Annotated in this window: 12 protein-coding genes, 1 other RNA gene and 1 pseudogene; 11 read left to right on the plus strand and 3 right to left on the minus strand. The window is 59.4% G+C overall.

Annotated elements, in window-relative coordinates:
- Positions 1-70 precede the first annotated feature (70 nt).
- An RNA gene (gene ffs / locus PW789_RS14275) (signal recognition particle sRNA small type) lies at positions 71-168 on the minus strand.
- A gap of 161 nt (positions 169-329) precedes the next feature.
- Here ffs and PW789_RS14280 point away from each other — a divergent pair.
- Positions 330-1,262, plus strand: a complete 933-nt coding sequence (locus PW789_RS14280; protein WP_299377522.1) for a pectinesterase family protein — start codon at positions 330-332, stop codon at positions 1,260-1,262.
- A gap of 23 nt (positions 1,263-1,285) precedes the next feature.
- A complete protein-coding gene (locus PW789_RS14285; protein WP_299377524.1) occupies positions 1,286-2,746 on the plus strand; it encodes a GH1 family beta-glucosidase in 1,461 nt (486 codons plus the stop codon).
- A gap of 70 nt (positions 2,747-2,816) precedes the next feature.
- Here PW789_RS14285 and PW789_RS14290 read toward each other — a convergent pair whose 3' ends face one another.
- The gene (locus PW789_RS14290; RefSeq protein ID WP_299377526.1) at positions 2,817-3,569 is read right to left on the minus strand and encodes a glucose 1-dehydrogenase; all 753 of its coding nucleotides are present in this window, start codon (positions 3,567-3,569) and stop codon (positions 2,817-2,819) included.
- A 77-nt stretch (positions 3,570-3,646) separates the two neighbouring features.
- On the opposite strand from PW789_RS14290, the gene PW789_RS14295 reads away from it, so the two are divergent.
- Together PW789_RS14295 and PW789_RS14300 are read left to right on the plus strand one after the other, a co-directional pair.
- Positions 3,647-4,045: a helix-turn-helix domain-containing protein gene (locus tag PW789_RS14295; protein WP_299377528.1), complete on the plus strand. Its 399-nt coding sequence runs from the start codon at positions 3,647-3,649 to the stop codon at positions 4,043-4,045.
- A 71-nt stretch (positions 4,046-4,116) separates the two neighbouring features.
- Positions 4,117-5,205 carry an FUSC family protein gene (locus PW789_RS14300; RefSeq protein ID WP_299377530.1) on the plus strand — a complete coding sequence of 363 codons (1,089 nt, stop codon included), beginning with the start codon at positions 4,117-4,119 and terminating at the stop codon, positions 5,203-5,205.
- 49 nt (positions 5,206-5,254) lie between these two features.
- Here the strand turns inward: PW789_RS14300 and argG are convergent, their stop codons facing one another.
- Complete coding sequence (gene argG / locus PW789_RS14305) at positions 5,255-6,592, minus strand: argininosuccinate synthase (protein WP_299377532.1); 1,338 nt, start codon at positions 6,590-6,592, stop codon at positions 5,255-5,257.
- Between the two features lie 170 nt (positions 6,593-6,762).
- Between argG and rimO the strand changes: the two genes are divergently transcribed.
- The 7 genes and pseudogenes from rimO (at position 6,763) to PW789_RS14340 (ending at position 12,786) form a co-directional block, all read left to right on the plus strand.
- A complete protein-coding gene (rimO, locus tag PW789_RS14310) occupies positions 6,763-8,373 on the plus strand; it encodes a 30S ribosomal protein S12 methylthiotransferase RimO (protein WP_299377534.1) in 1,611 nt (536 codons plus the stop codon).
- Positions 8,374-8,655: 282 nt separating this feature from the next.
- Positions 8,656-9,165: pseudogene (locus tag PW789_RS14315) on the plus strand (SDR family NAD(P)-dependent oxidoreductase); the annotation flags it as partial.
- A gap of 154 nt (positions 9,166-9,319) precedes the next feature.
- Positions 9,320-9,433 carry a hypothetical protein gene (locus PW789_RS14320; protein ID WP_299377890.1) on the plus strand — a complete coding sequence of 38 codons (114 nt, stop codon included), beginning with the start codon at positions 9,320-9,322 and terminating at the stop codon, positions 9,431-9,433.
- 62 nt (positions 9,434-9,495) lie between these two features.
- Complete coding sequence (locus PW789_RS14325) at positions 9,496-9,708, plus strand: DNA gyrase inhibitor YacG (protein ID WP_299377536.1); 213 nt, start codon at positions 9,496-9,498, stop codon at positions 9,706-9,708.
- Positions 9,708-10,217, plus strand: coding sequence for a phosphatidylglycerophosphatase A (locus PW789_RS14330; RefSeq protein WP_299377538.1), 510 nt, complete (start codon positions 9,708-9,710; stop codon positions 10,215-10,217). Before PW789_RS14325 ends, PW789_RS14330 begins: the two co-directional genes overlap by 1 nt.
- 68 nt (positions 10,218-10,285) lie before the next feature.
- Entirely contained in the window at positions 10,286-11,323 is a 1,038-nt protein-coding gene (locus tag PW789_RS14335; protein ID WP_299377540.1) for a gluconolaconase, read from the plus strand.
- Between the two features lie 137 nt (positions 11,324-11,460).
- A complete protein-coding gene (locus PW789_RS14340) occupies positions 11,461-12,786 on the plus strand; it encodes a Gfo/Idh/MocA family oxidoreductase (RefSeq protein WP_299377542.1) in 1,326 nt (441 codons plus the stop codon).
- Positions 12,787-12,838: the final 52 nt, after the last annotated feature.

Here is a 12,838-nt window from a genome sequence, read left to right on the forward strand (position 1 = left end):
AGCCGGATTCGATTGTCGATTGGGGTGAACAAGATGCCATGATTTCGCGCATGTAGCGCCGAAAATAAAAATGTACCGGGCGACCCACTGCGCCCGTAACGACCCGTTACCGTTGCTTCCTTCCGGACCTGGCGGGATTGGCGGGGTTACGTCGCGTAGGACCCGGCACACGTTTGATTCTAGCACCTCCATGCTATCCGACCCAACTCGCAGCAGAGAAAGGAGATTGCCTTTCTTCCACATGGGTGTTTACTCTGCCGTCTATGCGATTGGTCCTGCCACTCCTTCTTGCTGCCTGCATCAGCCCGTGTGTTGCCCAGGATGTTCATGTGCGCGTCGATCCATCTGCGACCGCGGCGCAACCGGGCAATGAAGACCGCCTCGTCTTCCCGACGATTCAAAACGCCCTCGACCATCATCCGTGGCCCTCGAAAGGAGGCCGCGTCTATATCGAGATCGCGCCAGGCACCTATCACGAACGCATCATCGTGACGCAGCTTCATCCCAACGTGACGCTCATCGGCAAAGGCCAATCGCCGCAGGATGTCGTGATCACAAACAGCCTGAACGCAAAACAGGCTGGTGGCACCTTCTTCACACAGACAGTCGAAGTCAACGGGGATGACTTTGAGGCGGACAATCTTACCTTTGAAAACAGCGCAGGCAATACCGGGCAGGCTGTCGCCATCGTCGTCCGCGCGGACCGTGCCATCTTCAAGCACTGCCGTTTTCTCGGCCACCAGGACACGCTGTTTGCCGACTACGGACGACAGTATTACCTCGACTCCTACATTGAAGGCACCGTCGATTTCATCTTCGGCAATGCAACGGCGGTGTTCGACCAGACGGAGATTCACGAGCTTTCCCCCGGCTATCTCACGGCGCAATCGCGCACCTCGGCCGAGCAGACAACCGGCTACGTGATCCTGTCGAGCCGTGTGACCGCCGATGCTGCGGGCCTTGCAGACAAGCATTTTTTCCTGGGACGGCCATGGCGGCCGTACTCCCGAGTTATCTACATCAACACGCAACTACCGGCATCGCTCTCTCCCCTTGGATGGGACCCGTGGGGAAAGGAGTTGAATCAAAAGACCGCTTACTATGCGGAATCGAACAGCACCGGCGCGGGTGCTGCACTATCGTCCCGTGCTCCCTGGTCGCATCAGTTGTCCTCAGAAGAGGCACGTCAATATCTCCCCAACGTCTTCCTGCGCGGAGCAGACCATTGGCGGCCGGAGGAGGAAGCGACTAAACTTCCCTGAAACTCACCAAGGACGATACTCCCTTGCTCAATCGACTCTCGCGTCGCACTTTCGCCAAACTCTTCAGCTCTGCGGCTCTCGCGCCCTCCGCTCTGTATTCGACCGAGTCCGCTGCTGCCGGATTTGCCAGTGCTCTTCCAGCAGCCCACAGCTTTCCCAAGGGATTTCTGTGGGGCTCGGCCACTGCGGCGTACCAGGTTGAGGGTGCCGTGAAGGAAGATGGCCGCGGTCCTTCTATCTGGGACACGTTTTCTCATACGCCGGGGAAGACGAATATGGGGGATACCGGCGATGTCGCCGACGATCACTATCACCTGTACAAGAGCGACATTCAGCTGATGAAAGAGATGGGCCTGAAGACCTATCGCTTTTCCGTCTCGTGGACGCGCGTCTTTCCCTCGGGTACGGGATCACCGAATCCCAGAGGATTGGATTTTTATAACCGGCTTGTCGACGAGCTGCTCGCCAATAACATCACGCCATATTGCACGCTCTTTCACTGGGATCTACCGCAGACGCTTGAAGATAAGGGGGGCTGGCAGTCGCGCGATACGTCGGAGGCTTTTGCCAGCTATGCAGGCTATGTTGCCGAACGACTCTCCGATCGCGTGAAGCACTTCATGACGCTCAACGAGATGCGTTCGTTCGTCGACCTGGGATACGGTAGGGGCATTCACGCACCGGGCCTCGAACTTGCTCCCGCGGCGTTGAACCAGGTGCGTCATCATGCAGTACTGGCGCATGGACTTGGGGTGCAGGCGATCCGAGCGCATGCCAAAGCAGAAGTCAAAGTCGGGCTGGCTGAGAACCCGGAGGCATGCGCCCCCATCATCGAAAATGCGGAGCATATCGCCGCCGCCAGCAAAGCCTTTCGCGAAGAGAACGCAGGCTACCTCACAGTTGTGATGGAAGGCCGTTACACCGACGCCTATCTCGAACATCATGGCGCGAATGCGCCGAAGTTTACTGCAGCAGAGATGAAGGCCATCGGCACGCCGGTCGACTTTGTAGGACTGAATATCTACACCGCAACATGGGTTCGAGCGGACAGCACTCCGAAGGGATACGCCATCATTCCTGCTCCGAAATCGTATCCACACATGATGAGTCCGTGGCTGACAGTGGGACCTCAGGCGCTCTACTGGACGCCGAAGTTCACGGCAGATCTGTGGAAGGTGAAAGAGCTCTACATCACGGAGAACGGAGCCTCCTCGGCTGACGTCATGACGCCCGACGGACAGGTATATGACTCCGACCGCGTGATGTATCTGCGCAACTATCTGACGCAGCTGCATCGCGGTGTCTCAGAAGGAGTGCCGGTCAAAGGCTACTTCTGCTGGAGCTTTATGGATAACTACGAGTGGGCCGATGGCTACGCGTATCGATTTGGCCTGCACTACGTCGACTTCAAAACGCAGAAGCGCACGCCAAAGATGAGCGCACATTTTTATAAGGAAGTGATTGCGCGGAACGGCCTGGCCTAACGCTGACGGGAAAGAAGCGGGGAGGCCGCTGCATTCAGGCAGCGGCCTCCCCGCGTTTGTAATGGTGTTCTTATACCTGGACCATGCCGCCGTCGACGAACAGCTCGACACCCGCGACGTAGCTTGAATCATCGGAGGCGAGGAAGACGACGACCTTCGCGATCTCGTCGGCTTCACCGATTCGCCCCAGCGGCACCTGCGAGGCAAGGTTCGCCTTGAGCTGCTTGGCCTGTTCAGCGTCCTGCACCAACCCGTCAACGCCGGGCGTGTCGATGGGGCCGGGGCTAACAACGTTGACGCGAATCTTGCGATCCTTCAGCTCGTTGGTCCATGTACGCGCAAAGGAGCGTACAGCGGCCTTCGTGGCGTTATAAACGCCGAAGGCGGGCATTCCTTTGACGGAGACGATAGAGGCGTTCAGCACGATCGTGCCACCCTCCGGGATGAGCGGCAGTGCCTTCTGGACAGTAAAGAAGAGGCCCTTCACATTGGTGTCGAAGGTCTTATCGAAGTGCTCCTCCGTCACCTGATCGATGGTCGCGAACTCGCCGCCGCCTGCGTTGGCGAACAGCACATCGATGCGGCCATACTTCTGCTTGATCTCCGCATAGACCTTGTCGATATCGCCAAGCTTCGAGGCGTCGGCCTGGATGCCGTATGCGCTGGAACCAATCTCTTTGACTGCAGCGTCGAGGTTTTCTTTCCGACGTCCGGTGATGACAACCGTGGCGCCTTCAGCGACGAACCGCTTTGCCGTGGCCAGGCCAATTCCGCTGTTACCGCCAGTGACGAGTGCAATCTTTCCTTCAAGCTTCTTCGACATAACCGCTCTCCTTTTGTTGCGCAGGTGTTGGATTCATCTCGAAGCGCAAAAGTTCCGAAAATGTGAACTAATGAACTTTGAAGGTTCTGGCCTATGATGAATGCAGGATGAAACCGCTTCTGCACCCTTCGGTTGAGGACGTCTCGGTGGAGGCGATTCTGCACGCGCTTTCAGACCCTGTGCGCGTCGCTATCCTTGCAGAGCTGGCCTATTCGCAATGTTCCTCGACGTGTTCCGCATTTCAGAACGTCATCGACAAGCCAGTCCCGAAGTCGACACTGTCGCAACACTTCAAGGTGTTGCGTGAGGCTGGCCTGATTCGCGCTGAGCGCAAAGGCATCGAGATGCACAACACGTCGCGCTGTGCGGAGATTGAAGAACGCTTCCCTGGGTTGATCGCCTCAATCGTAGGCGCATACACCCGTCAGTCGCAACAAAAGCTTAAGCGAACAAAATCGACGAGACGAACAGCCTGATCAAGCCGCACGCGCTCAAGCAGAACACGGCACATTTGCAATTCACAGCTGCTGGTTTAGTTTGAGTTGAGATGGCTAATCCCCCTTCTGCATCCTCCGCGACGGTTGCTCCGCACAGCTATCTTGGCGATATCTTTACCTTCAACTGGTCTGAGTTCCGAGTTCATCTTCCCGTTGTCTGCGCCACTGCCGTAGCGATTTGCCTGTTTGGCGGCATCATGGCCGGCCATCCGGGCGCGGCCTTGCTGGCGGGTGGAGGAGCGTACACCATTGGGTTTGGGGCCAACCAGCGAACGGCCGACTCGCGGGTTCTTCCGATGCTGCTGGCGATTATCGCGGTCTCGAGCGCCAGCCTTGCGGGCTCTCTGGCCGGGCACCGCGGTTATGCGCTACTGATCGCAGCTGTTATATCTGCCGCGATCTATGGCCGCGTGTTTCCTCGGGCCAACGGCATCTCCTGGGTGAGTCAGCAGGCATCGATCGCACTGCTGGTTGCCTCGGCCTTTCCCACGAGCCTGAAGCTGGCCTGCATGCGCGCGGGCATCATCTTTCTGGGCGGCCTCGTTCAACTGGTAATGACCACGGCCGCGCTACATCTCACACCGGAGCTGCGACGCGATCTGCTCGCACTGCACCGTCACGGAGAGCAGTTCATCGCAGAGGTCTGGCATCTTCCTTTGGAGGGAGATACCGCCGGTTCCACCGCTTACGTCGTGCGTATCGTCCTCACAATGGCCGCCGCCACGTGGATCTATCTTCAGAGCGGCATCTCTTCCGGCTACTGGATCCCCATGACTGCCCTGCTGGTGCAGAAGCCGGGAGCGATGGATACTCTCACTCGTGCCACGTTGCGGATCATGGGGACGCTCCTCGGCGCATGGCTATGTACCTTACTGGTCGCACACCTTCATCCCACGCCGTACACGCTGGCAACGCTGTCGGTCATCTTCGCCTTCTCTGCGTTTGCAACCAATACCGTCCACTACGGACTGTTCTCTGCCTGTGTCACCAGCTACATCGTCGTGCTGCTGTCACTGCATCAGGTTCAGAGCGACGTCATCGCTCACCGGCGTGCGGTATGCACGATTGCGGGTGGTGCCATCGCCGTTGCTCTTCATCTGGACGCAATCTTTCGCCAACCTACAGCAGAAATAAGTTGAGCGGAAGAGTCTTCACTCTCCCGCTCAACTCTTCTTTCTACGATCTCGCTTACTTATCGCTGCCATCTTTCAGCTGCGGCATCTCGGTGCCCTTGGTAAGCGTCATCAGTCCAGCCTTGGCGTAAGTCAGCAGCTTGTCGCGCGTATCGGCGATGTCCAGATTGCGCATGGTGAGCTGTCCGATTCGGTCGCGTGGCGAGAAGGTGGATTCGCCTTTCTCCATCGTGAGGCGCTCAGGATGGAAGGTGAGATTCGGCGACTCTGTGTTGAGAATGGTGTAATCGTTACCGCGGCGCAGCTCGAGCGTGACCTCACCGGTGACGGCCTTGGCGATCCAACGCTGCGAGGCCTCGCGCAGCATGATGGCCTGCGAATCGAACCAGCGGCCCTGGTAGAGCAGGCGGCCCAGCTTGCGTCCGTTCTCGCGGTACTGCTCGATGGTGTCTTCGTTGTGGATGCCGGTGATCAATCGCTCATAAGCGGCGAAGATGAGCGCGAGACCGGGCGACTCGTAGATGCCGCGGCTCTTGGCCTCGATGATGCGGTTCTCGATCTGGTCGCTCATACCGAGTCCGTGGCGTCCGCCAATGCGGTTGGCCTCGTACATCATCTCGACCGAGTCAGAGTATTCAACTCCGTTGAGAGCAACCGGCCAGCCCTCTTCGAAGCGAACCGTGACCTCTTCGCGCTTGACCTCAACATCGTCACGCCAGAAGGCGACACCCATGATGGGCTGAACAATTTTGACGCTTGAATTCAGGTGCTCGAGGTCCTTGGCTTCGTGCGTGGCACCGAGCAGGTTAGAGTCGGTGGAGTAGGCCTTCTCGACCGACATCTTGTACGCGAAGCCAGCATGCTGCATGAACTCCGACATCTCTTTGCGACCGCCGAGCTCGTTGATGAAGGTGTCGTCGAGCCAGGGCTTGTAGACCCTGAGATCGGGATTGACGAGCAGGCCGTAACGGTAGAAACGCTCGATGTCGTTGCCCTTATAGGTGCTGCCGTCGCCCCAGATGCTGACGTCGTCTTCCTTCATGGCGGAGACAAGCATGGTGCCGGTGACGGCACGGCCTATGGGCGTGGTGTTGAAGTAGGTGACGCCGGCGGTGGTGATGTGAAAGGCGCCGGACTGGAGCGCGGCGATGCCTTCGGCGACCAGCTGCTTGCGGCAGTCGATCAGACGGGCCTTCTCAGCGCCATATTCGAGGGCCTTCTGGGGGATCGCGTCGTAATCGGTCTCGTCGGGCTGGCCGAGGTTCGCCGTGTAAGCGTAAGGCAGCGCACCCTTCAACTTCATCCAGTGCAGGGCAGCGCTGGTATCCAGGCCGCCTGAGAATGCGATTCCAACCTTCTGTCCGGCTGGAAGAGACTCGAGAATGTTCGACACGTTTGGGCCTTCAAAAACAGGAATTTAGTAGATGTCTACCGGTTAAGTATCCGTGGCGCTCGCCGAGCGCGTCAAACTTCGCTGCGTGATTTGAAAAGCCCTGTAAATTAGGGCTTTTGCGCCGACAGATTCGCAGGAAAACAGCCTGAAAACTGGTAAACTAAAAGACTGTGACTCCGCCTGCCACAACTGAGACCCTGGCCCCTGCCGAGACGACGATTGCGAATAAGCCGAAGATCGGCTTTATCTCGCTCGGCTGCCCGAAGAACCTCGTCGACTCCGAGGTGATGATGGGCCTGTTGAACTCCGCGGGTGGCCAGTTGACTCGTGACGCTGAAGATGCGGAGATCATCGTCGTCAACACCTGCAGCTTTATCGACTCCGCCAAGCAGGAGTCCGTGAACACCATCCTCGAGATGGCGCAGCACAAGCTGGCTAATGGCGGACGGGCGCAGAAGCTGATCGTCGCCGGCTGCCTGGTGGAGCGTTATCGCGATGAGATCCAGAAGAATATTCCCGAGGTGGATGCCGTCGTCGGCACAGGTGAGCTGGAGAGCATTCTCGCCGCCGCAGGCCTGACGCCGAAGACCGCCTCAGCGTCTGATTCACCGTTCAACATTCTCCCGCAGGATCACAGCACACAGGCACTTGTCTCGCGGGCGCATAGCGCAGTGCAGCAGCACTCGCGGCCGGAAGAGGATTCGACGCAGGTGAAGATCGAGCACCACGAGATCGCCTCGCGTCCTGAGGGCGAACTGCGCGAGCGTCAGGGCCGCTTCTCGCGTGAGTCCTGGGACGGAGCGACAGCTGCGCTACCTGAATATCTCTACTCCGACGAGACGCCGCGCATCCTCTCGACGCCGCGCGCTTCCGCGTACATCAAGATCGCCGAAGGCTGCGATCATCCTTGCAGCTTCTGCATCATTCCGCAGCTGCGCGGTAAGTTCCGCTCACGCCGCCTGTCGTCAATCGTCTCGGAGGCAGAGAAGCTGATTGCGCAGGGCGTGCGCGAGATCACGCTCATCGGGCAGGACACCACCTGCTATGGCGAAGACCTCGGCCTCACCGACGGCCTCGCCCAGTTGCTCGAAGCACTGGCCGCGCTGCCAGGCCTGAAGTGGCTGCGCTTCCTCTACACCTATCCCAACAAGGTGACGACGCGGCTGCTCGAGACCATGGCCGCGCACGACAACATCTCGAAGTACCTGGACGTGCCGCTGCAGCACGCGAGCGCATCTGTCCTGAAGCGGATGAAGCGCGGCGGAAACGGAAAGATCTTCCTCGAACTGATCGAGAAGGCGCGTCGCATCGTTCCCGGCATCGTCATCCGCACCAGCTTCATCGTGGGCTTCCCCGGCGAGACCGAGGAGGACTACAAGGAGCTTGAGGCCTTCATCAAAGCCGCGCGCATCGACTGGCTCGGCGTCTTCACCTACTCGGATGAAGAGGGCGCGAAAGCCTTTGAACTGGACGCCGAGCTCAAGGTGCCGGAGCGCACCATCCAGGCGCGCCGCCGCAAGCTGATGAAGCTGCAACAGAAGATCAGCGCGAAGGCCAAGGCGGAGTGGGTTGGCCGCGAAATCGATCTCCTGGTCGAAGGCGAGAGCGAAGAGACCGAGCTTCTCTGGGAGGGCCGCAGCATCCAGCACGCCCCCGAGATCGACGGCAAGGTCTTCATCAACGACTTCGGCCCCTACGAAGAGCTCGTCCCCGGAACCTTCTATCGCGCCGAGATCACCGAGTCCCACGACTACGACGTAGTGGCTCGCATCATCGAGTAATGAAGAGACAAAAACACCGTCTCGATGATCACGATCGCGGCTATCAATGTTGCTTCTGTGCCCTGGGGATTGAACGCGAGGGGGATGATCCCTGCTTCCTGACCTTGCATTCCAGTTCAGATCAAGATCCCGAGCAAGAGATGTACTGCCATGCTGGATGCCTCAAGAAGGCCGTGCACGTCAAGTTCCCACTGATGGTGGCCCTCGACGACTGAACCTTGCACCTTTCCGGTCAAATTCGACATCTATCTAAATGAAGATCACGAAACAGGAGAGCGATTCATGGACCTGCAACTCAACGGGAAGACCGCCATTGTCACCGGAGGCTCTGCCGGCATCGGCCTCGCCATCACCAAGGCTCTGGCCGCCGAGGGCGTGACCGTCACCGTTCCCGGGCGTAGCCAAGAGAAGCTCGACCAGGCGCTCGCAGGCATTGCAAATGTGCGCAGCATCGTCGCCGATCCCGGCACGGCCGAGGGCGCTGCGGCCGTCATCGCACAGGTCCCCGACACCGACATCCTGATCAACAATCTCGGCATCTACGAGGCCAAGCCCTTCGCCGAGATCACCGACGCCGACTGGCTGAAGCTCTTCGAGGTGAACGTCATGAGCGGCGTACGCCTCTCGCGCTTCTACTTCCCCAGGATGCTCGAGCGCAACTCGGGCCGCGTGATCTTCATCGCCTCGGAGTCCGGCATCATGACGCCGCCCGAGATGGTGCACTACGGCATGACCAAGAGCTCGCAGCTGGCCATCGCGCGCGGTATGGCGGAGCTGACCAAGGGCACCGCCGTCACCGTCAACACCATCCTGCCCAGGCCCAACGCGCTCCGAGGGCATCGTCGACTTCCTGAAGAGCATCTCGAGCGAATCGAACCCCACGCCCGAGCAGGCGGAGAAGGAGTTCTTCGAGAAGCATCGCTCCAGTTCACTGCTGCAGCGGCTGATCGAGAGCGAGGAGATCGCTCACCTCACGGCCTTCATCGCGAGCCCGCTCTCTGCCGCCACCAACGGCGCCGCACTGCGCGCCGAGGGCGGCCTGCTGCGCTCGATCGCGTAAACCTGCCACCGTGCGCGGCGTGAGTCCATACCGCCGCGCACCGATTTACAATCGAGACTGCCATGGCCAAAGCCCTCTTTTGCCCCACCTGCCGTGAAGTTGTCCTGATCGACAACCAGAACTTCCCCTTCTGCTCGGACCGCTGCCGCATCCTCGACCTGGGCAAATGGGCTTCGGGCGATTACAAAGTTTCCACGCCGATCCAGGATCCGGATCTGCTGGAGGAGCTCTCGCGCTCTCGCCGCGACAATCCCAAGATTGACGACGAAGACTAGTGGCCAATTCGAACGTACAGATACGGCCACCGGCTGAGAAAAAGACGCGTTGGGCCTGGGCGGTGGGGACCTTCTTCGGCGCCGGACTGTTGAAGCCCGGACCGGGTACGTATGGCTCCGTTGCAGCGCTTGCACTCTGGTATGCCGCTGCGCATATCGCTCAACCGACGACAACGGCGCTGGCCATAGGAACGGCGATCGCCGCTGTCCTCGTCACGTTGATCGGCATTCCTGCGTCGACGATCGTTGCGTATGAGAGCGGTCGCGAAGACCCGGGACATGTCGTCATCGACGAGGTTGCCGGACAGCTGATCGCACTGATCGCACTGCCTGCAGTTCCCGGCTATGCCATCCTGGGGCTGATCCTGTTTCGTGCCTTCGACATCTTCAAGCCGTGGCCGGTGCGCCGCTTCGAGTCGCTTCCCGAAGGGACAGGCATCATGATGGACGATGTCGCCGCCGGTGTGCTGGCGTTGATCACCGGGCAGATCATCCATCACTTCCTTTAAATATTTGACTCGCCGTGACATCGGCACAGCTTGTCTTGCCCTTGTCAGCGGTCTAGGCTAGAGGAGCTATGAGCCTCTTCGGGACCTCGCCGACCGCACCGCATATCACCAATGTTCGTCCACCTGCCGCCATGCCGGGAGGCGAGATGGAGCTGAGTGGCCTCCATCTCGATCCGGGAAGCAGCCGTATGCCTCATGCCACCATCGGCGATGTCTTCGCTCCGATCAGCCTGAGCCGGCCGGACCGCATCACCGTGCGCGTGCAGGAGGGTTCGATCACCGGGGATCTCATCGTGCATCGCAACGGCGAGCCTTCGAATCCGATCAATGTCCGCATTGCGGTGCCGATGGCAGAGAATCTGCACCCGGTATCGAATCCTGCGGTGGATGCCAACGGCCAGATCTTCACCACCCTCTCCGGCTCGCGCGGCCAGGAGACGCCGGTGTCGATCTTCCGTATTCAGCGTGACTTCCAGATGCTTCCTTTCGTGCGCGGCCTGATGAATCCAACAGGCATGGCGTTCGACGACAACGGCTACCTGTACGCCAGTTCGCGGGCCGAGGGCACTGTCTATCGCATCTCCCCGGACGGAGAGATGGCGGTCTACGCCGAAGGCATGGGCATCGCAACCGGAATTGCTTTTGACCGCGATGGCAATCTCTATGTCGGCGACCGTTCGGGAACCATCTTCAAGATCAACCCCCACCGCGAGATCTTCGTCTTCGCCACACTGGAACCCTCGATCGCCGCTTATCACCTGGTGTTCGATGACGCAGGCACGCTGTATGTCACCGGGCCTACGACATCCTCCAACCAGGCGATTCACGCGATCGACCGCGACGGCAACATCTCGGTCTTTTACCAGGGACTCGGCCGTGCACAGGGAATGGCGTTCGACGTGGACAGCAACCTGTATGTTGCAGCCAGCCTGCATGGAAAGCGCGGCATCGTGCGCATTACGCCGTCCCGCGAGGCTTCGCTCGCAGTCTCGGGAAACAACCTTGTGGGTCTGGCCTTTGTGGAAGACGGCTGTGCGGTTCTGGCGGCGAAGGACTCGCTGTTCCACGTTGCGCTGGATATCGAAGGCCGTCCTCTCCAGGGCTGAAATCGTTCAGAGACAAGGCGGAAACGCCGCATTGTGGCCGAAGTCTCCTCCGCTCGTGTACATTTATTGCGCACTTGCGCCTTGGTGTTTGGATTTCCGCCAAAGCCCGAACTAACTCCCTAAGGAGGGGAACAGAAGTGATCACCCGACGCGATTTTCTCGATACACTCGCGGTCAGCGCTGCTGGCGTCGCCGTAAGCTCGAGCGCAAAGAGCTATGCCCAGATTATGGGGGCCAACGACCGCGTCAACTTCGCCGTCATCGGCCTGCACAGTCGTGCCTACGCTCACCTGTTTTCCCTGAAAGCCAATGAAAAGACCTCGCGGATCGTAAAGGTCTGCGACGTCGATACGCCGATCCTCGAGAAGTTCTCCGGCGACGCCGAGAAGAAGCTCGGCTACAAGGTTGCCACCGAGAAGGACTTCCGTAAGGTGCTTGCCTCGAAGGATGTCGACGCCATCACCATTGCAGCGCCTGACCACTGGCACGCTCCTATGGCGATCGCAGGACTCCAGGCAGGCAAAAACGTCTACGTGGAAAAGCCCTGCAGCCACAACCCGGCCGAGGGTGCCATGCTGGTCGCGGCCCGCGACAAGTACAAAAAGCTGGTGCAGATGGGAAGCCAGCAGCGCTCCTCCCCGCACACCATCGAGGTGGTGCAGAAGGTGAAGGAGGGTGTGATCGGGCGGCCTTATTACGCCAAGGCCTGGTACAGCAACACGCGCAAATCCATCGGCTTCGGCAAGCCTGTCCCCGTTCCGGCGACGCTGGACTGGGATATGTGGCAGGGACCGGCTCCGCGCAAGCCGTACATGTCGAACTATCACCCCTATAACTGGCACTGGTTCAAGCATTGGGGGACGGGCGAGACCCTGAACAACGGCACGCACGAGATCGACGTCTGTCGCTGGATTCTCGACGTAGGATTCCCCAAGCATGTCTCATCGTCTGGCGGACGCTATCAGTTCAAGGACGACTGGCAGTTTTACGACACGCTGGTGACGAACTTCAACTACGACGACAAGATCATCTCGTGGGAAGGCAAGTGCTGCCAGGGCATGAGGTTCTACGATCGTGACCGCGGCTCGGCCATCATGGGAACGACGGGAACGATCGTGGTGGACCGCAGCGGTTACGACGTCTACGACCTGGGTGGAAAGAAGATCTCCTCGTTCACCGAGAAGGTGGAGAACTCTGCATCGTCCTCGGACACGATGGGTGCCGATTCGATGACAGATCGTCACTTCGCCAACTTCATCGCAGGTATCCAGAAGGGCGAGAAACTGAATGCGCCAATCGAGGTCGGCAATGTGGCCGTGACCATGCTGCAGCTTTCCAACGTTGCATGGGAGCTGAATCGCGGTCTCTCGCTCGACCAGACCAACGGCCATGTCCTCAACGACCCGGAGGCAATGAAGCACTGGGGCAGGGAGTACGAGAAGGGTTGGGCGCCGAAGGTCTAGCATTCGTCACCGAACATCAGGCGGCAGTCTGCATCCGCAGGCTGCCGTTTCG

It is taken from the genome of Edaphobacter sp., assembly GCF_028283685.1.
Lineage (GTDB): Bacteria > Acidobacteriota > Terriglobia > Terriglobales > Acidobacteriaceae > Edaphobacter.